Genomic DNA, 20,761 nt, shown 5'->3' with positions numbered 1-20,761 from the left:
GACAAGAGCCGTGTAACGGGAGACTGTTACGCACGGTTCTGTGGGAGGCCGGGGGTGCGATTCCCCCGGGCGACCCGACCATCATCGCTACCGGACCGCCTCGTCCTCGATGTCGCGGACCAGTTCAATGGCCCGCCCGAGCGTCGCGACTCGGGCGTCGAGGGTCTCGCCGGCGGGGTAGAAGCGAACGGTGTCGACGCCGGCGTCACGCCACACGCGCAGCCGCTCGCGCACCATGTCCTCGGTTCCGATCAGTGTGGTCGCCAGCACCATCTCGTCGGGGACCAGGCCGGCGGCGCCGTCCCGGTCCCCGGCCTGCCAGCGTGTCCGGACCTCGGCTGCCACCTCGGCCCATCCCTGGCGGCTGTAGGCGCTGTTGTAGAAGTTCGTCTTCGCGGAGCCCATGCCGCCGAGGCTGAAGGCCAGTTCTTTCTTGCGTCCGGCCACCATCGCGCGCAGCGCGTCCTCGTCTTCCGCGAAGGCGACCTCGGCGCCTTGGCAGATGTCGAGGTCGGAGCGGGTACGGCCGGCGGCGGCCAAGCCCCGGTCCAGGTGGTCGAAGTACGCCTCCTTGGCCCCCTCGGGCACGAAACTGGTGCCCAGCCAGCCGTTGGCGATCTCACCGGTCAGGTACAGCATCTTGGGCGACAGGGTCGCCAGATAGACGGGGATGTCGTACTCGGCCTGCATCGACAGGCGCATCGGCTTCGCATCCCCGCCGGGCAGCGGGATCTGGAACTCCCGCCCGACATGGGAGATCTTGTCTCCTGAAACGGCCTGGCGCACGATCTCGACGGTCTCGCTCATCCGTGACAGCGGCCGGCCGAAGGGGACACCGTGCAGCCCCTCGATCACCTGCGGTCCGGAGGGGCCAAGGCCGAGGAGGAAGCGCCCCTGGGAGATCTGCGACAGCGTGATCGCAGCGCGGGCGATGGCCATCGGGGTGCGGGTGGCGAGCTGGATGATTCCGGAGCCGAGCAGCATGCGCTCGGTCTTCGCGGCGAGGTAGCCCAGGGGCGAGGGCGCATCGGAGCCCCAAGCCTCCGCCACCCAGCAGATGTCCAGGCCGAGTTTCTCCGCCTCGGTGACGTAGTCGACGATCTCCTGCCAGTCGCCACCGGAGGCTTCGATCGTGGTGGAGGTGCGCATCAAAGACTTTCCTCGTCCGAGTACTGGGCCTTCTCGGCCAGTTTCTTGATCTCTTCGAGGGTGACGGTCATGTTGGCCTCGAACTCGCGCATGCGCACGAAGACGATCTTCTGCTCTTTCTCCGGCATGCGATCGATGGCGAGGGAGAGGCCCGAGCGGGCCGGTCCCATCTGCATCCATTCCCGCAGCAGGGTGCCGCCGTCTTGCGGCTCCAAGGTGAACCGCCAGATCGCGGTCGGGTTCAGCGGATCCTCGACGGCCCAGGCGAGCGTCCTCGACGGCTCGCACTCGACGATGTGCGACGTGGTGGCCCACTCCCCCAACGCCTGGTGCTTGCTCCGGCCGATGAACCGGGCTCCCAGAGCGGGGCCGGTGCTGCCGTCCAGCCATTCCACCGACTGCAGCTCGGAGCTCATGCGCGGCATTAGTTCGATGTCGGACACCAGCGTCCACACCTGCTCCGGCGGGGCGGCGATCCAGGTGTGGACCTCCGCCGTCGGTTTGTCCGCATAGCGTGCGCCCGTCCACTCCATGATCCCGCGGCCTCCTTGCTCAGTGAAGCGTCCTGCACGAGCTTCCGGCCAGTAAAGTTGCGTAGATAGACTGACGTGTCAAGGGCGGCTGCGGGTGCCGCGGGGCTACGGATTCAGCCTGCGAAGCGCTCCCGCACATCCGGCCGCTCAGCCAAGTGCGGTGGGTACCCGGGGCCGATCAGGGCGCGCGTATTGTCCGCGGTCATGGGCTCACCGCAGGCGGCGCACACCACCGTGGCGTGGGTCTCCTGCCCGCACGCATCGTGCCGCAAGGCCACCGGCGGACCCGCCTCACCAGCGAGCCAGCGATCCCCCCACCGGTTCATCACCAGCAGCACACCATAGAAGTCGCGCCCCTTCTCGGTGAGCACGTAGTCGTAGCGGACCGGTTCCGTCTGGTACGGCCGCTTGTCCAGCAGCCCTTCCTCCACGAGCCGGCGCAGCCGGTCCGTCAACGTGTTGCGGGCGATACCCAGCGACTCCTGGAACGCGTCGAACCGGCGGACCCCGTAAAACGTCTCGCGCAGCACCAAGGGCGTCCACCGGTCCCCGAGAAGATCCATGGTCCGCGCGATCGAGCAGGGCCACTGCGCAAAGGATATCCGCCTCATGACAGCAGCATAAGTTCGTTCAGTCGTGAGACCCAGCAGGTCCGGTGGGAGCGATCGGCGTGCATGACGTCTTGCGCTCCTTAAATAACGAAGTTATGTTGCCGCCATGAAACGTGACTTGCTCGGCAAGAGGCTGGTTGTCACTGGCGCGGCACGCGGCATCGGCGAGAAGGTGGCCCGTCAGGCCGCCGCCCGCGGTGCCCGTGTGACAGTGATCGGGCTGGAGCCCGATCACCTGCGTGACCTGGCCCATGAGCTGGGCCCCAACACTTCCTGGCGTGAGGCCGATGTGCGCGACGGCACCGCTCTGCGGTCGGCGATCGATGAGGCCGCGGAGGTCATGGGCGGCATCGACCTCCTCGTCGCCAATGCTGGCGTCGTCGCCTTCGGGACGGTACGGCAGACGGACGAGGCATCGTTCGAACGCGTGCTGGACGTCAATCTGAACGGCGTCTTCCGCACTCTCAAGTACGCGACGCCCCACCTGGAGCGCAGCCGGGGCCACGTGCTGGTCGTGGCGTCCGCGCTGTCCTTCATGCCGCTGGCCGCGATGGCCTCGTACGGTGCGAGCAAGGCCGCGGCCGAGCTGCTCGCCCTGACCTACCGCCAGGAGGTGGCGCACCTCGGCGTGACGGTCGGCCTTGTGCATCCCTCCTGGATCGACACGGACCTGGTCCGGGGCGCCGAGGCGGACCTCCCCTCGTTCCACGGCTTGCGCCAGCGGCTGCCGTATCCGGGCAATGTCACCACGAGCGCCGATCGGGCGGCTGCCGCGATCGTCGACGGGCTCGCGCGCAGACGCAGCCGCGTGTACGTCCCGCGCGCAGTCGCCGTGGCCAACTGGGCGAAGGCGGCGCTGAACTCACCGCTGGCCTGGCCCTGGGCGAGGCGCTTCGCCGCCCGGGCAGTCCCGTCCCTCGAACGGGAGGTCGCGGCGCTGGGAAGGCACGACCAGCTCGTGCCGGGCGCCGATGCCGCTGCTACGGGGTCCAGAGCGTCCCGGCCGCGCACGGAGCGGTGACCGGCCGCCCGGCTTCTCAGCGGCCCTGGACGATCGAGTCGTAAAGGCGCGCGCCGGCTTCGTGCGAGGCCTCGGCACGTTCCCGCGTGTCGCCCAAGCCAACGGAGAAGTTCACGCCCATCGGCAGGAGCACCTGTACGACCGCGTCGTCGAACTCGACGAAATGGTCCGCCAGCTCAAGGGTGATGTAACCGTGTACAAGGCTCCACAGTTGCGCCGCGATGACTGCGGGTTCCTGCTGCCTGGCCCGGCCGGTGCTCACGAGCCGTTCGCACGCGGCGGTGACGTGAGCGTGAGCGTCTCGGAAGGCCGGCGAGTGCCCACTCAGACGAAGATCTGCGTCCGACAGCGGCCGGTACGTGGCCCGAGTGGACAGCCCGAACATCAAGTCGTACAGGTGAGGGTTCTCGCGGGCCAGCCGGCGACAGGTCAAGGCCATGGCGAAGAGGTCCGCGATCGGGTCCTCGGTCACCGGCACCTGGGCGAACGCCCTGCCGAGTTCCCTGAAACCGTGGTCGGCAACGGCGCGCATCAGTTCAGGGATCCCGCCGAAGTGGCTGTAGACCCCCATCGTCGACAGTCCGCTCGCGGTCGCCACCGTCCGGGCCTTGATGGCCGACGGCCCCTGCTCGGCCAGCAGGCCGATGGCGGCCTGCACCAGTCGCTCCGGCGCGTCATCGAGCCTCGCCCGCCCTGCCATGCCTCTTACGCCTCCATCGTTGACACACCTGAAATAACTACACATCGTGAGTGACGTGCCGTCCCGGACACGCGCTCGTCCTTGGACGCGTCATCACGCACTGTCCCAGTTTCCGGCCGCGCGTGCGGCAACAGTCCGCTGCGGCGACCCCATCACTGCGATACGCATCCGCGGATGTCCTCCACGCACGTTGCCCCCCCCGAACTCAGCTCGGGAGCAGAACTCATGCCATACAAGGACAAGGGCCAACTCGAAATCGAAGATCGCGGGGCCGTCCTCGTCGTCCGGGTCGACGGCGGCCCACACCAGGTGTTCGGCCTCGACATCGCCAACCAGCTGGACAAGCTGGTGACCCGGGTCGACCGCGACCCGAGCGTCCGTGCCGTCGTCCTCACCGGGGCGCATGCCGAGCGGTTTGTCAGCCATGCCGCGGTCCAGTGGCTGCAGGAAGAGGGCGCAGCCAGCCCTACGGTGGGTCGGCGCGGCGCCTCCGCCGTGGCTCGCATCGCCAGGGGCTTGGACCGGACACGGGTTCTCGGACCTCTGGTGCGCAGGACCCCGATGCGAGGAGCCGCCCAGCTCGACCGGCTGCATGCCACATTCCTGCGGATGAACGCCAGCGGAGTCGTCTTCGTCGGCGCCCTCAACGGTTCGGCCCTCGGCCTCGGCGCGGAATTCGCCTGGGCGTGTGACCTGCGGGTCATGGCGGACGGGGACTTCTTCATCGGCCAGCCCGAGATCCTCCTCGGCATCATCCCGGGCGGTGGCGGTACCCAGCGGCTGACTCGCCTGATCGGCACCCACAAGTCCCTGGTCGCGATCCTCGAGGGCAAGCCGTTCACCCCTGAGGAGGCTCTGGCCAACGGGGCCGTCGACGAGGTCGTGCCACAGGACGAGGTGGTCGCCAGGGCGACTGCGCTCGCGGAACGCCTGGGGGCACGGTCCAAGGGGTCCGTCGCGGCCGCCAAGAGGTCCGTGTACTTCGGCGGCTCGGCGTCGCTGCCGGAAGGGCTGCACATCGAGCGCACCGAGTTCTTCACCCGCGTCATGTCGAAGGAGGGGCAGGACCTCATGCTCCGCTACATGGCGACGACCGAGGCCACCGGCGAGCTCCCGCTGTACAACCCGAACACGTACGCACAGGCGATCGCCTCGGGCAGCGTGCCCGGGCACCGCTCCACGAGCGGACAGTGAGCCGGTGATGACCACTCCCCGCTCCTTCACCCGTCACGACGTCACCTTCCCCTCGGGCGACAGCAGATGTGCCGGGTGGCTCTACCTCCCCAAGGGCGTCGCCTCGCCTCCCGTCGTCGTCCTCGGCCACGGCCTCGGTGCCACTCGCGAGATGCGTCTGGACGCCTTTGCCGAGCGTTTCGCACAGGCCGGCATCGCCGCCCTGGCCTTCACGTACCGCCACTTCGGTGACAGCGGCGGTCACCCTCGCCAGCTCCTGTCGATCAAGCGTCAGCTCGCCGACTGGGACTCCGCGATCGCCTACGTCAAGGCCCGCCACGATGTCGACCGCGCCCGTGTTGCGGTGTGGGGCAGTTCCTTCGGTGGCGGCCACGCGATCACCGTCGCCTCGCGCCATCCCGAGCTGCGCGCGGCCGTGGCCCAGTGCCCGTTCACCGACGGCCTCGCCTCCGCTCTCGCACTGGGTCCGGTCGCCTCTCTCAGGATGACGCCGGTGCTCGCCCGGGATCTGGTGACCAGGGTGCGCGGCAAGGCGCCTGCAATGGTCCCCATCGCCGCCTCCCCCGGTTCGCCGGCCCTCATGAACGCTCCGGACGCGTTGCCCGGCTACGAGGCGCTGCAGCCGGCGGGGAAGACGTTCCGCAACGAGGTGGCGGCACGGGTCATTCCGACCATCGCTGCCTACCGGCCCGGACGTGCGGCGAAGAAGGTCACCATCCCGATTCTCTTCTGCGTCAGCAACACCGACTCCGTCACGCCTCCCGCCCAGACCCTCCGCTACGCGCGCACAGCGCCCCGTGGAGAGATCAAGAGGTACGACGCCGGCCACTTCGACTTCTACACCGGCGCGACCTTCGAGGCACTGGTACGCGACCAGATCGAGTTCCTCGCCCGCCAGTTGGCCCCGGCACCCGCCGCGTCGACGACGTGACCGGATCGCATCACACCGAGACAGGTACCCTCGCCATGAATTTCGCTTCGCTGCCCGACCGCCGCGCCGATCTCGACCCCCATGGGGCCGCGGTTTCGGACGGGCGACAGTCGCTCACCAACACTCAGTTGCTGGACCGCGTCCGAACGGCAGCGTGTCAGCTCCGGGATCGCGGGATCGGTCCCGGTGATGTCGTCGCCCTCAAGTTGACGAACCGCGTCGAGTTCGTGGTGCTGCTGTTCGCCGCGTGGCGGCTCGGCGCCACCATCACGCCGGTCAACCCGAGCATGACCGACGTCGAGGTGGTCCGACAGCTCGAGGACTCCGGCGCGCGCCTCATTGTGGTCGAAGACGGTGCGGCCGTGATTCCGGACGGCGTCGACGTACTCGCCGTGGGCGATCTGTACGACGGAGCTGTGGGTTCGGATCAGGCACCGCTGCTTGCCCCGTCCGTGCTGGCCCTGCTCATCTACACCAGCGGCACCACCGGGGTACCGAAGGGTGTGATGCTCGACCACGCCAACATCGACGCCATGGTGGAGATGGGGCGCCAGGCGCTCGAGTTGGGGTCGGAGGACCGCTGCCTGCTGGTCCTTCCGCTCTTCCATGTCAACGGCATCGTGGTCAGCGTCCTGACTCCGCTGCTCGCCGGCGCCAGTGTCGTCATCGCGGGGCGCCGCTTCGATCCTCACAGCTTCTTCGACCTCGTCGAGCAGGAGCGCCCCACCTTCTTCAGCGCCGTGCCCACGATCTATGGCATGCTCGCGGCGCTCCCGGCCGACGTTCAGCCCGACACGTCGTCCCTGCGGTTCGCAGTCTGCGGTGCGGCACCCGCCTCCGCCGATTTGCTGACCCGGTTCGAGGCGCGGTACGGATTTCCCGTCGTCGAGGGGTACGGGCTGTCCGAAGGCACCTGCGGGTCGACCCTCAACCCCGTCGCGGGGCCTCGTCGTGCCGGAACCGTGGGGCTTCCCTTTCCTGGACAGGAGATCCGGATCGTCGATGCCGACGGCACCGAGGTGGCACCGGGCAAGGACGGGGAGGTAGTCGTTCGGGGCGCCAATGTCATGCGCGGCTATCTCGGTCGTCCTGACGAAACGGCCCGCGTCATCATCGATGGCTGGCTGCACACGGGCGATGTGGGCCACCTCGACGCCGACGGTTATCTGACCCTGGTCGGACGCTCGAAGGACATGATCATCCGGGGCGGGGAGAACATCTACCCCAAGGAGATCGAGGACGTGCTGGCCGGCGATCCGTCGGTGCTCGAGGCCGCCGTAATCGGCGTACCCGACGAAAAGTGGGGAGAGGTGGTCGTCGCCTACGTCCAGCCACGCCCGGGCGCAACCATCGACCCGGAGGCGCTGATGGCACTCTGTGCGGGCCGCCTCACCGGCTTCAAGCGGCCCACCTCGTACGTCGTGGTCGAAGCCATCACGAAGAACGCGGTCGGCAAGATCGACAAGGTCTCGTTGCGAGCTGCCCACGCCGCGGCCGCTGCCAGGTCCACGGTTTCCTGAGCTTCACCTCGCACCCGACCTGCCGTCGGAATCGATGCGTTACCCGGCGAGGGTGGACGGAATCAGCTGCTCCGCCCAGATGACCTTCCCCTCGCGGTGGTGCCGTGTGCCCCAGTGTTCGGTGAGCTGGGCGACCAGGAACAGGCCGCGGCCGCCCTCGTCGAAGGCGCGGGCACGCCGCAGGTGCGGTGCGGTGCCGCTGGCGTCGGCGACCTCGCACGTCACAGTGGACTGGAGGATCATCCGCAACTGGATGGGGCTCTTGCCGTAGCGGATGGCGTTCGTCACCAGTTCGCTGACCACGAGCTCCGTGGTGAAGGCCAGCTTCTCCAGTCCTCACGCGGCCAGCTGGTCGGAAGCGAACATGCGCGCGTCGGAGACGACTGCGGGGTCGGAGGGAAGATCCAGTGTGGCGACGTGGCCGGCGTCCAGCGCTCGGGTTCGCGCTACGAGGAGAGCCACGTCGTCAACGGGTCGGCCGGGCAACAGCGCCTGGAGCAGGCTGTCGCAGGTCTGCTCGAGCGAGCCCGTTGCCCGGGCAAGGACGTCCAACGCGAGGGACGCGTCGACGTCGCGGGCGCGACTGTCGATGAGGCCGTCGGTGAACAGCACCAGCAGACTGTCCTGGGGCAGTTCGAACTGGGCGGTTTCGAAAGGAAGTCCTCCCAGGCCCAGGGGCGGGCCGATCGGCAGCTCCGGAAAGGCGACCGCGCGGACGGACTGCCCATCACCGGAGGTCACCACGGCCGGCAGCACGTGTCCGGCGCTGGCCAGGGAACACACCTGGGAGACGGGACGTAGACCGCGTACAGGCACGTGGCGCTGATCTCGTCTCTGCTGCATTTTTCTGCGCGCTGCAGCCGGATGACCACGTCATCGAGGTGGGTCAGCAGTTCGTCGGGGGGCAGGTCAATGTCCGCCAGGGTACGGACGGCGGTCCGCAGCCGGCCCATCGTGGCCGCCGCCTGGAGTCCGCGGCCAACCACGTCGCCCACCACGAGGGCCACACGGGCACCGGACAGGGGGATCACGTCGTACCAGTCACCGCCCACGCCTGCCCGGGATCCGCTGGGCAGATAGCGGGAGGCCGTCTCGACGGCGGACTCGTCCGGCGCGTGCTGAGGCAGCAGACTGCGCTGGAGCGTGAGCGCGGTGGAACGCTCCTGGGTGTAGTGGCGGGCGTTGTCGATGTTCACAGCCGCTCTGGACGCGATCTCCTGGGCGAGGAGCAGGTCGTCGTCGTCGAACGGGTCTGCCGTCTGCTGACGGAAGAACTGTGCGATCCCCAGGGCGTTTCCACGGGCCCGGAGCGGAACCAGGAGCATGGAGTGCGTGCCGTGGGAGCGCGAGGCGTTTTCGTGATCCGCAGGCCCCTCCAGCCAGGCCGGCGCGGCAGAAGCCGTGACACGAAGCCGGAGAGGTTGTCCGGTGGCCAGCACTCGGGCCGGTGCCGATCCTTCCGGGCAAGAACGCACCTGCCCTGTGACGATCGCCGTATCGGGTGAACCGTTCGAGATGGACTGTGCGATCCGGCGCAGGGTCGGAGCAGCGGGTGCCGAGTGCGTCTCCTCTTCGCGAAAGACGGAGTCGAGGAGATCGACGGTGACGCGGTCAGCGAAGCGACCGGTGCCGACGTCTGCCAGTTCCTGGGCGGTGCGGGCGATGTCGAGGGTGGTCCCGATCCGTGCTCCGGCCTCGTTGAGTCGGCGGCTACTCGCCGATGGATGCGGGGGTACGGATGCTGCCCTGGACCGCGATGCCGATGATCGCCAGGCCGCCGGCCGGGGCGCTGTCCGACCGTATCGGCGGGGGTCCGGTCGTCGCGGTGGGCATGTCGCTCAACGCGGTGGGCCTCGTGCTGTGGGCGCTCGCCGTCGAGCCGCAGGTGTCGTACACCGCTCTGCTGCCGGCGCTGATCGTGTGCGGCATCGGGATGGGGATGCTCTTCGCCCCGAGCGCGAACCTCCTCATGAGCACGGTCCGTCCGGAGGAGCAGGGCATCGCCTCCGGCACCAACAACGCGATCCGCGAGGTCGGCGGTGCCATCGGCGTCGCGTCACTGACGGCCATCTTCTCCGCGCAGGGAGGCTACGAGTCCGCGTCGCTGTTCGTGGACGGGCTGGTCCCGGCGCTCTGGGTGGGCGCGGGTGCGGTCGCCGTGGCGGCGGTGCCGGCGCTCTTCATGCCGCGTCGGGGCAAGGCCGACGGTCCTGCCGTGAGCCGTACCTCGGGTGATGTTGCGGTAGAGGCTCCGCTCGCGATCTGAGTGCTACGTCGAGATGGTGGCGCGTCCCGCGACGGCCGCGCCGCCGGGCCGGCCACCGTGAGGGCCGAACTGGGCAGCCGGAGTTCTCAGCTCACTCTGCCGGCTTCATGCGAAAGGCAGGACCGGGCACGCTCTCGACGTCCTCCGCCCGCACGGCGTGGCCTCCTTCGCAGCCGAGCCGGACGTCCACGCGCGCGCCGCACCCGCGGTGCCGTGACAGCAGGGCCGGTCCCTCCGGGTCGGCGCGGTACCGGTCGCCCCACTGCAGGAGCCCCATCACGGCCGGGACCAGGTCCATGCCCTTCGGGGTGATCACGTACTTGGGCCGGCTCCGCGAGCCGGGCTCCTTGTAGGTCTCGGTGGCCAGGATCCCTTCCTCCACGAGCATGCGCAGCCGCGCCGCGAGGAGGTTGCGGGGGCAGCCGAGGACGCGCTCGAAGTCACCGAAGCGTGACGAGCCGTACCAGACCTCCCGAAGGATCAAGATCGTCCACTTCTCGCCCACGATCTCCAGAGTCCGCGCGATCGAGCAGTTCGACGTGTCCCGATCGAGGCGGGGGTCCAAGCCGGTGTCTGTCAGGGCTTCGGTCCACGCATCCATGGATGTGATCCTAACCGACCCTGGGTTTACTTTCCTATACTCAGCAATTAGCGTCGCCGTCAGCACATCGATCCCGCCGTGCGCCAGACGCCGGCGCGGCCCGCCCCGCAACAGGGCAGTCAGGAGCGTCACCATGGGAGTCAGCCAAGAGGCACAGCAGTTCGCGGAGTTCCTCGCGAGTGTGAGCGCGAAGTCGTCGACACCGGGGCTCGACCTGGCCGTCATCCGCGACATCGTCGACTCGAACCACAAGGCGTCGACCGAACCGGAAGGCGTCACCTACGCCGAAGTGGACGCGGGCGGGGTACCCGCCCTGTGGTGCATCCCCGAGGGCGCCCACCCCGACCGGGCGCTGCTCCACTTCCACTTCGGCGGGTCGGTCACCGCCTCGATGCACTCGGATCGCAAGGCCGCAGGCCACATCGCCAAGGCGGCCGGTGTCCGTTCGCTGGTGGTGGACTTCCGTCTGGCGCCCGAACACCCCCACCCTGCACAGCTCGACGACGCCGAGGCGGCCTACCGGTGGCTGCTCGCGCAGGGCTATGAGCCGCGGAACATCGGCAGTACCGGACATTCCATCGGCGGCACCCTCGCGGTCATGCTGCCGCTGCGCCTGCTGGCGAAGGGCGAGGAGACGCCGGGCGCGATCGTCAGCGTCTCGCCGTGGACCGACCTCGCCCTGCAGCACGCCGCGGTGGACGAGAACGAGGGCAACGACAGGATGCTCAGCAGGGGCACGCTCGAACTCTTCAGGGCCGCCTGGCTCCAGGACCCCGCCGTGGACTTCACCGACCCCTCTGTCAGCCTCATCAGCGCCGACCTGACCGGCCTGCCGCCCACGACCGTCCACTACGGCGAGTTCGAGACCCTCGCCGACGACGGCGCCGAACTCGGCCGCCGCCTCGCGGAGTTCAAGGTCACCTCCGAGGTCCACCCCATGCCGGAGGGCCAGCACTCGTTCATCCTGGGTGCGGGACGCGTACCCGAGGCGGACCAGGCGATCCAGCAGATGGGCCAGTGGCTCCGCAAGCACCTCGGCGCCTGAACACAACCACCTGACGGCGGCCCCGTACGATCGGGCCCGCCGACAGCATCACCATGTGTCACGAAGGAGTGCGCGATGGGAATCTACGAGGACGTCTTCCGCGCCAGTACGGAAGACCCGGAGAGCTTCTGGCTGACGGCGGCGCAGGGCATCGACTGGGAGGTCGCCCCGCGACACGCCCTGAATTCCTCAGGCGCCCCCTTCTACCGCTGGTTTTCCGACGGCCGCCTCAACGTCTGCCACAACGCCCTCGACCGACACGTCGAGGCCGGCCGAGGCGAACAGGCCGCGCTCATCTACGACTCCCCCGTCACCGGCACCCGGCGCACCTACACCTACACGCAGTTGAGGGACGAGGTGGCCGCCTTCGCCGGAGCGCTCGTCCAGCTCGGCGTCGGGCACGGCGACCGCGTGGTGATCTACATGCCGATGGTCCCCGAGGCCGCCGTGGCAATGCTGGCCTGTGCACGCATCGGCGCGGTCCACTCGGTCGTCTTCGGCGGCTTCGCCCCGCACGAACTCGCCCTGCGCATCGACGACGCCGCCCCCAAGGTCGTCGTCTCCGCCTCCTGCGGCATCGAGGGCAAGAAAGTCATCGCCTACAAGCCGCTCCTCGACCGGGCCATCGAACTCGCCACCCACACGCCCGACAAGAGCATCATCCTCCAACGCCCCCAGCAGCAGGCCACGTTGGGACCCGACGACCTCGACTGGACGGAGGCGGTCGCCGCCGCGGCCCCGGCCGAGTGTGTTCCCGTCCCGGCCACCGACCCGCTCTACATCCTCTACACGTCCGGAACGACCGGAAAACCCAAGGGCGTTGTCCGCGACAGCGGCGGCTACGCGGTCGCCCTGCACTGGTCGATGAACGCCGTCTACGACGTCGGCCCGGGCGAGACCATGTTCACCGGCTCCGACGTCGGCTGGGTCGTCGGCCACTCCTACATCGTCTACGGCCCCCTCCTGGCCGGCGCCACCACGATCCTCTACGAGGGCAAGCCGGTCGGCACCCCCGACGCCGGCCAGTTCTGGCGAGTGGCGAGCGAGCACCGCGTCAAGACCATGTTCACCGCCCCCACCGCCTTCCGCGCCATCCGCAAGGAAGACCCCAAGGGCACCCTCACCACCGACTACGACCTCTCCGCCCTGCGCTACCTCTTTCTCGCCGGCGAGCGCCTCGACCCCGAGACCTACCACTGGGCGAGCACCCTGCTGAACATCCCGGTGATCGACCACTGGTGGCAGACCGAGACCGGCTGGCCCATCGTCGCCAACCCCGTCGGCATCGAAGCCGCCCCGCTCAAACCCGGCTCCCCCACCCGCCCACTGCCCGGCTGGGACGTCCGCGTCCTCGCCCCCTCCGGCCGGCCCGTGCCCGCCGACGTCGACGGCGCGATCGTCGTCAAACTCCCGCTGCCGCCCGGCGCACTGCCCACCCTCTGGAATGACGACGAGCGCTACCGCGCCTCCTACCTCTCCGCCTTCGACGGCTACTACCTCACCGGCGACAGCGGACACTTCGACGAGGACGGCTACCTCTACGTCATGGGCCGCACCGACGACGTCATCAACGTCGCCGGACACCGGCTGTCCACCGGCAGCATGGAGGAAACCCTCGCCGCTCACCCGGACGTCGCCGAATGCGCCGTCATCGGCGTCGCCGACGCCCTCAAGGGCCAAGTCCCGCGCGGCTTCGTCGTCCTCAAATCCGGCACCGACCGCGAACCAGCCGGCATCGAGGCCGAGTTGGTCCAACTCGTCCGCGACCGCATCGGCGCCGTCGCCTCCCTCAAGGACATCGCGGTCGTGGCCGCTCTGCCCAAGACCCGCTCGGGAAAGATCCTGCGCAAGACCATGCGTGGCATCGCCGACGGCCACGACGAACCCGTCCCCTCCACCGTGGACGACCCCACCGTCATCGAAGCCCTGCGCCCTGTCCTTCGCGGCACCAATCAGACCCTGTGAGCGGCTGACCGACACATCCGGCGAACCGATCCCGACGGGCCGCTCGTGACGGTCCATACGTCGCTGCTGTATGGACCGTCACGAGCATCACACTTGAAGCAAAGAATTATGTTCGTAATATTATGAGATGGCGTGAATCGATGGAGGACAAGCGGTCCTCGTGACCTGCGGAGGAACCCATGGTGCGCTACAGCGCGGAGCACAAGCAGGCGACCCGGCAGCGAATCATCGAGACAGCCGGCCGCCGGTTCAAGCGCGACGGCATCGACGGCTCCGGCATCTCGGCTCTCATGACCGACGCGGGGCTGACGAACGGCGCCTTCTACACCCACTTCGCCACCAAGGACGACCTCGTCGCCCACGTGGTCGCCGACCAGCTGCGCGCCCAATGCACGTATCTCCGCGATCAGTTCGCGCCCGGCATGGCCGGAGTCGAGCAGCTCGTGCGCGACTACCTCTCGACCTCCCACCGGGACAACGCCGCCGACGGCTGCCCCAACGCCGCGCTGCTGGACGAGATCGACCGCTGCGCCGACGCCACCAGGCAGGCGTACACCGAGGGCGTACTGGCTCTCGCCGACGAAATCGCCGCCCGCCTGGCGCCCCACGCCCCGGCCTCCGCGCGCGCCGAGGCACTGAGCCTGCTTGCCCTGCTCGTCGGCACCCTGCAGCTCTCCCGCGCCCTGACCGACCCCCACATCGCCGACGAGATCCTCGACCAGGGCATCCGCCGGGCGCTCACGCCGTTGAACACCGCTGAGCAAGCCGGCTGACGGCCACGAATAGCCGGGCACTGGCCGCCGGTTCCACATCCCGTCGCACAAAAGGCGTGGGTGCCGCTCCCCCAGGGGGTTGCGGCAGCCACGCCACAAGCCACTGGGCGAGGTTGCGCGGCCAGATGATCAGGATGAACGAGGCGCATCGGTCCCGGGCGGCTGGATCGTCAGGAAAGGGTGCAGACCGCGTAGGCGGTTATCTGACCCCTCTCCTGGGTCTGGCATACCAGCCGCTGCCGTCTTCGAGCGGATGATCTTCCACGGCGCCACCTTTGCCGATCGGTGGGTCGATCCTGAAGGGGTGCGGCTCTTCTACGGTGAGCTGGTGTTGCCGTTGCCGTTCGTGGGCGGAGGGCGGATCGTCGTGTCCCAGGACGTGGTCTTGGAGGCGGTGATGGTTCCCGGCTGCAGATCATGGGAACACCGAACCGTCAGTATCGACTCGGCCGGCATCACAGACCGTTGGCGAAGAACTCGGTCAGCTTGTCCACGGCCGGCTTCACGTACTCGTCGATGTCGTAGAGATCGAGATGCCGTGCACCGTCCACGACGAACAGTTCCTTCGGCTCGCCGGCCGCAGCGTAGGCCGCCTCGTTGTCATGCAGGCTGTCGGACTTGCCGCCGGCGATGAACAGCACCGGATGCGGGGTGATCAAGTCGATCACGTCGAGCGCCGAAAACGACACCCCCTGCTCCAGCGACCAGGACAACACCTTGTTCTCCCAGCGGGGATGGGCTCCACGCTCGGGATCGAAGTAGTAACTCGGGGCCTGCCTGATCAGGTCCATCACGTTCGGCGTGGCCGCATCCGGGATCAGCGGGAAATACAGCGGCTCCGCGCCGTCGGCAAAGGCCTGCCGTGCCGCGGATCCAGCTGCGAGCGCGCTGACGATCGTTTCCCGGTCGGGGAACTGGCCACGAGTGGCACCACGCTGATCGGCTACTCCGCTCACGGTGGCCACAGCCTTGATGCGCCGGTCGGTCGCCGCGGCGGCGAGAGAATAGCCGGCACCGCCACAGATCCCCATCACGCCGACGCGAGAAGGATCAACCTCGGGGCGACGCCCGAGGTAGCCGACCGCGCTCTTGATGTCCTCGATCTTGCTGTACGCATTCTCATCGAAGCGAGGGAAGCCTTCGCTCTCACCATATGAGCGGTGATCGAAAGCGAGAGTGACGAAGCCGCGTTCGCTGAGCTCTCGTGCGTAGCGGCCCGAGGTCTGCTCCTTGATCCCTCCCCCGGGAGAAACGGTCACGACCGCGGGATGCCTGTCGCCAGGCTGGTGGCCGACGGGAAGGTACAGGTGTCCGGCGAGCGTCAGGTTGTCGCTGAGAAAGTGGACGTGAATCGGCATTGCTTCCTCTTTCTGAAGATATTCAATGGCTCTCGATAGCCTTCCTTAGCGCAGCAAAGTTCTCTTCGAGAGTGGCCTTGAGGGGTTTTGTGCCATCGCAGCCGATCCAATCCTGGAACCCGAGCCGAAAGGCTGTCGTCGCGAGCGCCGCCGTCATTGGCGCCGTGCGCACAGCCGGCCACGGCGGTGCCGGGTGCGGCCCCACCGCTCGCGGTGGGGCCGGAATCGTTGTCAGTTCGGCGGAGGCGAGTCCCTGGATGGGTGAGGGACCGGCGGTGGTGTGGGCGTGGTGACGCTCAGCAGCCGGACGATGGCGGGGCGGACGGGAACAGATTGCCCGTTGTGTGCGGCGGGAGGGGAACAAGGGGCTGCTGTCGCCTGTGGGTGGATTCGGTCACCAGGCCACCGGAAGAGCAGCGACGCCGTACACAAAGCTGTTCGCCCGCATCTCGATCTCGTCTGCAGGAGCGCTCAGACGCAGCGTCGGGAACCGTTCGAGGAGCGCGGGAATCGCGATGCGCAGCTCGACACGGGCCAGCTGCTGGCCGACGCACTGATGGACGCCGAAGCCGAAGGCCAGGTGGGCGGTGGCGGAGCGGCTGATATCGAGGGTGTCGGGGTTCTCGAAGCGCTCCGGGTCACGGTTGGCCGCGAACAGGGCGGGGACCACCACATCGCCCTTTCTGATCTGCCGGCCGCGGACCTCCACGTCTTCCAGAGCGGCGCGTTCCAGGCCGTACTGCGGGATGGTCAGGTAGCGGAGCAGTTCCTCGACCGTGTTGTCGATCCGGCCGGCCGGGTCTTCGCACATCAGTGCCAGTTGGTCGGGGTGCTGGAGCAGGGCGAAGGTGGACAGGGCGATCATGTTGGCCGTGGTCTCGTGACCGGCCACGAGCAGGCCCATGCCGAGGGCGGTCGCCTCCTCCAGGGAGAGCTCCTCGTCCTGGGCGAGTTCGCTGAGTATGTCGTCCGTCGGGTGGGCGCGCTTGTGACGGGCCAGTTCCTGGACGAAGTCCAGGAACCCTCGGTTCGCCGCGGCGTGCTCTTCCGCGGTGCTGCCCATTTTCAGCAGGCTGGCGGTACGGGACTGGAACTCCGCGCGGTCCTCATAGGGCACGCCGAGGAGTTCACAGATGACCAGCGACGGTATGGGCAGGGAGTACGTCTCGACCAGGTCGACCGGGGGCCCCACGCGCTCCATCTCGTCGAGGCGCTCGTTGACGATCTGCGTGATGGCATCGGCGAGCCGGGCGACTCGCTTGGTGGTGAACTTGCCCTGGAGCTTGCGGCGCAGCCGGGTGTGGTCCGGCGGGTCCATGGAAGCCAGGTTGCCGGGGTCGGCGGGCCTGCGTGCGGAGATCATGGTTCCGGTGGCCGAGGTGCGTAGTTCACCGCGGGAGCTGAAGGTCTCGTGGTTGCGCAGGGTCGCGTAGATGTCGTCGTAGCGTGTGAGCAGCCATCCGTCGGTGCCGTCCGGCATGGTGACCGGGCACACCGGCTCCTTCTCCCGGAGTCGAACGGGCAGCCTTTCGCCCGCTGAACGGGGATCGAACGACGCTCGGGCAAGGTTTCCGACATGGGGATTCCTTTCTTCATGGGACGTGGACGAGGCGGCGCGGCGCATCAGGGCGTCCGGGCCGCGCCCACGGCGTCACGCCAGGCGGCGCGCAGGGCGACGGACTGCCGCCATGCCCGGACCACCTTCGGCGGCATACCGACGCCGAGGACTCCGGTGAGGCGGTCGCCTCTGCGGTAGGCGGCGACGAACCGGCGGGAGACCAGGTCGCCCTCCACGACGGTGACCTCGTCGTGTCCGCGCAGGTGGCCGTGGGCCTGGATCTTCATGCCGTACTGGTCGGACCAGAAGTACGGCACCGGCGCGAAGGGCTTGCGCGCCTGCGGGTTGAGCAGGTTGCGGGCAGCGGCCACACCCTGTTCGGCGGCGTTCGTGCGGTGCTCGACGCGCATCCGCGTGCCGAACAGCGGGTTGTGCCACGAGGCCACGTCGCCGGCTGCGTACACGCCAGGGGCGGCGGCACTGAACTCGTCGCACACCAGGCCGTCACCGACGGTCAGGCCGCTGCCCTCCAGCCATTCGGTGTTGGGCTGGGAGCCGATGGCCAGGAGTACCTCGTCGGCCCTGAGCACGCTGCCGTCGCCGAGGCGTACGCCATCGGGGACGACCTCGGTGGCTGTCACGCCGGTGCGCAGGTCCACGCCGTGCTCGTAGTGGAGGGAGGAGAGCACGCGTCCGACGGCCTCGCCGACCGCGTGGGCCAGTGGCACGGAGGCCGGCTCCAGCAGTGTCACCCTCGCGCCCAGACTCTGGGCGACTGCGGCGGCCTCGGAGCCGAGGAATCCGGCTCCGATCACGGCCAAGTGGCGGCCGGGCCGGATGCGGTCCCGCAGGGCGAGCGCGTCGTCCAGTGTGCGCAGCACATGCGCCCGTTCGCCGGGCAGCCGACGCGGCCGTACACCCGTTACCACGATGAGGCCGTCGAAGCCCACCTCGGAGCCGTCGGCCAGCGACACCGTACGACCGGTCAGGTCCAGTCCGGTCGCGGCGCGGCCGAGGCGCAGCTCCAGGTGCAGGGCTTCCAGATCGGACTTGGGGCGCAGCGGGAGCCGGTCGGCGGTCCACGATCCCGACAGGATCTCCTTCGACAACGGCGGCCTGTCGTATGGCGGCAGGGGCTCGTCGCCGATGAACGTGATCGCCCCCTTGTACCCCTCCCGCCGCAGCGTCTCGGCGGCGGCGAGCCCGGCAGCGGAGGCTCCGACGATCGCGACCCGGTTCAGGCGCGGACCAGGTGTCGCACGACAGCCTTGCCGATCCGTGAGGCACGCCTGTCGGCAAACGATTCGAACGACGACAGGCGCGGCGGGCGTCCAATGGACCCCGACTTTTCGGGGGCTCCGATCCAATGAGATCCGGTGACGGCTGATGACAGGGTTTGCTGACAGCCAGGGTCTGATCCGCCGACAGAAACGGGGACGGCATGGCAAACCCTGGTCTACAAGCGGGTGTCGACCGACCAGCAGTCGGCCGACCGTCAGGACCTCGTCCTCGCCGAGGCCGGGATCGAAGACCCGGTCGTCTTCGAGGAGGACCCGGCACCTCCAACCGCCTTCACCCGCTGGAACGACCGAAGTTCAGCGAGCTGCTCACCTACGCGCGGCCGGGCGACAGCGTGCACGTCTCCGAGATGTTCCGCCTCGTACGCAGCACTGGGCACATCCTCGACGTGCTCGGCGTCCTCCACCGCGACCGCCTCGCCCTGCGCATCCAAGACGGCGTCTTCTCCGCCATGGACCTCGCCGCCCGACACCCGCGCACCGGAGAACTGCTGTCCACCGTGAAGTTCATGGTGCAGACCCTCGCCGCCGCCGGCGAACTCCAGCGCGACCTACAGGGCGAGCTGACGTACGACGGGCTGCGGTCCGCCGAGGCGAAGGGCAACAAGGGCGGGCTCCGCCCCGTCGTCACGGCGGCGAAGGCCGCCGCCGTACGCGCCGCGTACCTGGGCGGCCAGTCCATCGCCGCCCTGGCCCGCGACCACCACGTCAGCCGCGGCGCCATCCGTACCGCCGTCGCTGACCTCCTGCCCGAGCGTGTCGCCGACCAGGACACCCCGGCTCTGGAGCTGCCAGTCGTCCTCGACATGCCGGGCAAGGTCGCCGACTTCCTCCACACGGCCAACCTGGAGCCCGCCGAACGCGCCGCGCTCGACCAGGGCGTGACCGTACGACGTGGTCAGGGCTACGCCCTGCGCGTCAGCGCCATCCCGGCGGTACACCGCCAACTCCTCGACCACTGCCAGATCCTGGACGGTGCCGGAGCCATTCCGGCCCAGCGCAAGGCCCGCCGTGAGTACGAGAGCCGCGTCAGCTCCCTCGGCGGTCCACGGCCTGAGCATCACTCGTAGCTACTTTGCCCCCGGGGACAGAGCTGGGAGTCCAGGGCCGTGGAGATACGGGGCTGCGCGGTGGAGCCGTTGGTGAACTTCGTGGCCAGGACGAAGTGGTCCCGGTCGATGGCCACGAACTTCCCCACCAGCTCTTGGCGACTCGCTGAACTGACAGCCGTCCGCGGTGACGAGAAACGTCCCGCCGGCCTCGGCGAACCTGTCGAACATCCGTCGCGCCTCGTCGGGATCCGCACCGGCGCCCCAGCCGGTGCCGAAGTTCCCGGTACCGAGTGCGACTCGGAAACACGCGGTCCTGTCCTACGGCCGAAGGTCGCGTATCGCATCAGGTCTCCTTGATGCAGCTCGCGTGCAGAGGTTCTTCTCGACGGGTCAGCGGGCAATCTCGGCCAGATGCGGGTAGAGCGCCGCGACGCCCGCGCTCAGCCCGGACTGCACCTGGCGGCTGACCTCGTCCGCGACGATCTCGTACTCACCGGCGGCGATACCGTCGGCGGCGAGCCGTGCGATGTCCGCGGGGTCGGACTTGGGGTCGGTGATCCCCCGAGTCATGTCCGTGTCCATGAAGCCGACGACCAGCCCGGAAACCCGGATGCCCTGGTCGGCGAGCTGCACCCGCAGGGCGTTGGTCAGGGACCACTCCGCGGACTTGGCGGCGCCGTACGCACCGGCCTGCGGGAAGCTGATCCAGGACAGGACCGAGAGGATGTTCAGGATCGCGCCCCCGCCATTGGCGGCGATCTGGGGTGCGAAGCCCCGGACCACCGAGAGCGTGCCGAAGTAGTGCGTCTCCATCTCCAAGCGGATGGTCTCCGGGTCGGCGGTGAGCAGGTCGGCGCCGGTGGAGATACCGGCGTTGTTGATCAGGAGGGTCACATCGCCGGTCGCCTCGACGGCGGCGGCCACGGAAGCGGGATCGGTGATGTCGAGCGCGATCGGCTTGACGCCCGGCAGGTCGACCTGCTCGGGGTTGCGGGCCCCCGCGTAGACGGTGGCACCGCGGCTGAGCAACTCGGCGGCGAGCGCGCGGCCGAGGCCGCGGTTGGCTCCGGTGACGAGAACGGTGCTGGTGGAGAGGTCCATGGATGACTCCTGGTAGATCGAGGTTCTGGTGGGTGTGGGGCGCCGGTTGACCGGCGGGGTCGTGGCCCTTCGTCGCCGGTACGGC

17 protein-coding genes and 2 pseudogenes are annotated in these 20,761 nt (G+C 68.8%); 9 read left to right on the top strand and 10 right to left on the bottom strand.

The features are described 5' to 3' along the window. Window positions 1-87: 87 nt before the first annotated feature. From ACZ43N_RS37855 to ACZ43N_RS37845, 3 genes are all read right to left on the bottom strand, one after another. Window positions 88-1,149, bottom strand: coding sequence for an LLM class flavin-dependent oxidoreductase (locus ACZ43N_RS37855; RefSeq protein WP_468103770.1), 1,062 nt, complete (start codon window positions 1,147-1,149; stop codon window positions 88-90). After that, window positions 1,149-1,682, bottom strand: coding sequence for an SRPBCC family protein (locus ACZ43N_RS37850; protein ID WP_468103768.1), 534 nt, complete (start codon window positions 1,680-1,682; stop codon window positions 1,149-1,151). Before ACZ43N_RS37850 ends, ACZ43N_RS37855 begins: the two co-directional genes overlap by 1 nt. A gap of 113 nt (window positions 1,683-1,795) precedes the next feature. Beyond that, complete coding sequence (locus tag ACZ43N_RS37845; protein ID WP_468103766.1) at window positions 1,796-2,293, bottom strand: winged helix-turn-helix transcriptional regulator; 498 nt, start codon at window positions 2,291-2,293, stop codon at window positions 1,796-1,798. Window positions 2,294-2,399: 106 nt separating this feature from the next. Here ACZ43N_RS37845 and ACZ43N_RS37840 point away from each other — a divergent pair, with 106 nt between their 5' ends. After that, window positions 2,400-3,314 carry a short-chain dehydrogenase/reductase gene (locus tag ACZ43N_RS37840; RefSeq protein ID WP_468103764.1) on the top strand — a complete coding sequence of 305 codons (915 nt, stop codon included), beginning with the start codon at window positions 2,400-2,402 and terminating at the stop codon, window positions 3,312-3,314. A gap of 16 nt (window positions 3,315-3,330) precedes the next feature. On the opposite strand, the gene ACZ43N_RS37835 is transcribed toward ACZ43N_RS37840, so the two are convergent. Continuing rightward, entirely contained in the window at window positions 3,331-4,014 is a 684-nt protein-coding gene (locus ACZ43N_RS37835) for a TetR/AcrR family transcriptional regulator (RefSeq protein WP_468103763.1), read from the bottom strand. Between the two features lie 225 nt (window positions 4,015-4,239). Here ACZ43N_RS37835 and ACZ43N_RS37830 point away from each other — a divergent pair, with 225 nt between their 5' ends. Genes ACZ43N_RS37830 through ACZ43N_RS37820 form a run of 3 tightly spaced genes read left to right on the top strand, consistent with a single transcriptional unit; the run spans window position 4,240 to window position 7,659 of the window. Then, a complete protein-coding gene (locus ACZ43N_RS37830; protein ID WP_468103762.1) occupies window positions 4,240-5,208 on the top strand; it encodes an enoyl-CoA hydratase/isomerase family protein in 969 nt (322 codons plus the stop codon). Window positions 5,209-5,215: 7 nt separating this feature from the next. Then, window positions 5,216-6,139: an alpha/beta hydrolase gene (locus ACZ43N_RS37825; protein WP_468103760.1), complete on the top strand. Its 924-nt coding sequence runs from the start codon at window positions 5,216-5,218 to the stop codon at window positions 6,137-6,139. Further along, window positions 6,136-7,659: a class I adenylate-forming enzyme family protein gene (locus ACZ43N_RS37820; RefSeq protein WP_468103758.1), complete on the top strand. Its 1,524-nt coding sequence runs from the start codon at window positions 6,136-6,138 to the stop codon at window positions 7,657-7,659. Before ACZ43N_RS37825 ends, ACZ43N_RS37820 begins: the two co-directional genes overlap by 4 nt. A 39-nt stretch (window positions 7,660-7,698) precedes the next feature. Here ACZ43N_RS37820 and ACZ43N_RS37815 read toward each other — a convergent pair. Further along, window positions 7,699-9,362: pseudogene (locus ACZ43N_RS37815) on the bottom strand (ATP-binding SpoIIE family protein phosphatase); the annotation flags it as partial. Here ACZ43N_RS37815 and ACZ43N_RS37810 point away from each other — a divergent pair. Continuing rightward, window positions 9,362-9,925: pseudogene (locus ACZ43N_RS37810) on the top strand (MFS transporter); the annotation flags it as partial. The pseudogenes ACZ43N_RS37815 and ACZ43N_RS37810 sit on opposite strands and share 1 nt — an antisense overlap. 91 nt (window positions 9,926-10,016) lie before the next feature. Here the strand turns inward: ACZ43N_RS37810 and ACZ43N_RS37805 are convergent. Then, complete coding sequence (locus ACZ43N_RS37805; protein ID WP_468103756.1) at window positions 10,017-10,526, bottom strand: winged helix-turn-helix transcriptional regulator; 510 nt, start codon at window positions 10,524-10,526, stop codon at window positions 10,017-10,019. Window positions 10,527-10,659: 133 nt separating this feature from the next. On the opposite strand from ACZ43N_RS37805, the gene ACZ43N_RS37800 reads away from it, so the two are divergent. The 3 genes from ACZ43N_RS37800 to ACZ43N_RS37790 all read left to right on the top strand — a co-directional run bounded on the left by ACZ43N_RS37800 (window position 10,660) and on the right by ACZ43N_RS37790 (window position 14,309). Next, window positions 10,660-11,571 (top strand): alpha/beta hydrolase, encoded by a 912-nt coding sequence (locus ACZ43N_RS37800; RefSeq protein ID WP_468103754.1) that lies wholly within the window; start codon window positions 10,660-10,662, stop codon window positions 11,569-11,571. Between the two features lie 75 nt (window positions 11,572-11,646). Then, a complete protein-coding gene (locus tag ACZ43N_RS37795) occupies window positions 11,647-13,536 on the top strand; it encodes an AMP-binding protein (RefSeq protein WP_468103753.1) in 1,890 nt (629 codons plus the stop codon). A 179-nt stretch (window positions 13,537-13,715) separates the two neighbouring features. Then, entirely contained in the window at window positions 13,716-14,309 is a 594-nt protein-coding gene (locus ACZ43N_RS37790) for a TetR family transcriptional regulator (protein ID WP_468103751.1), read from the top strand. Between the two features lie 455 nt (window positions 14,310-14,764). Here the strand turns inward: ACZ43N_RS37790 and ACZ43N_RS37785 are convergent, their stop codons facing one another. The 3 genes from ACZ43N_RS37785 to ACZ43N_RS37775 all read right to left on the bottom strand — a co-directional run bounded on the left by ACZ43N_RS37785 (window position 14,765) and on the right by ACZ43N_RS37775 (window position 18,466). After that, complete coding sequence (locus tag ACZ43N_RS37785) at window positions 14,765-15,667, bottom strand: alpha/beta hydrolase (protein ID WP_468103749.1); 903 nt, start codon at window positions 15,665-15,667, stop codon at window positions 14,765-14,767. Window positions 15,668-16,061: 394 nt separating this feature from the next. Then, window positions 16,062-17,162 carry a cytochrome P450 gene (locus ACZ43N_RS37780; RefSeq protein WP_468103748.1) on the bottom strand — a complete coding sequence of 367 codons (1,101 nt, stop codon included), beginning with the start codon at window positions 17,160-17,162 and terminating at the stop codon, window positions 16,062-16,064. A 128-nt stretch (window positions 17,163-17,290) separates the two neighbouring features. After that, the gene (locus ACZ43N_RS37775) at window positions 17,291-18,466 is read right to left on the bottom strand and encodes an NAD(P)/FAD-dependent oxidoreductase (RefSeq protein ID WP_468103854.1); all 1,176 of its coding nucleotides are present in this window, start codon (window positions 18,464-18,466) and stop codon (window positions 17,291-17,293) included. Between the two features lie 392 nt (window positions 18,467-18,858). Between ACZ43N_RS37775 and ACZ43N_RS37770 the strand changes: the two genes are divergently transcribed. Then, window positions 18,859-19,593 carry a hypothetical protein gene (locus tag ACZ43N_RS37770; protein WP_468103746.1) on the top strand — a complete coding sequence of 245 codons (735 nt, stop codon included), beginning with the start codon at window positions 18,859-18,861 and terminating at the stop codon, window positions 19,591-19,593. A 372-nt stretch (window positions 19,594-19,965) separates the two neighbouring features. Here the strand turns inward: ACZ43N_RS37770 and ACZ43N_RS37765 are convergent, their stop codons facing one another. Beyond that, window positions 19,966-20,676: an SDR family oxidoreductase gene (locus ACZ43N_RS37765; protein WP_468103745.1), complete on the bottom strand. Its 711-nt coding sequence runs from the start codon at window positions 20,674-20,676 to the stop codon at window positions 19,966-19,968. Between the last annotated feature and the right edge of the window lie 85 nt (window positions 20,677-20,761).

The organism is Streptomyces sp. NPDC030814 (assembly GCF_055572155.1).
The sequence above is the reverse complement of the archived record's forward strand: the minus strand, read 5'-3'. Positions and strand labels throughout refer to the sequence as shown.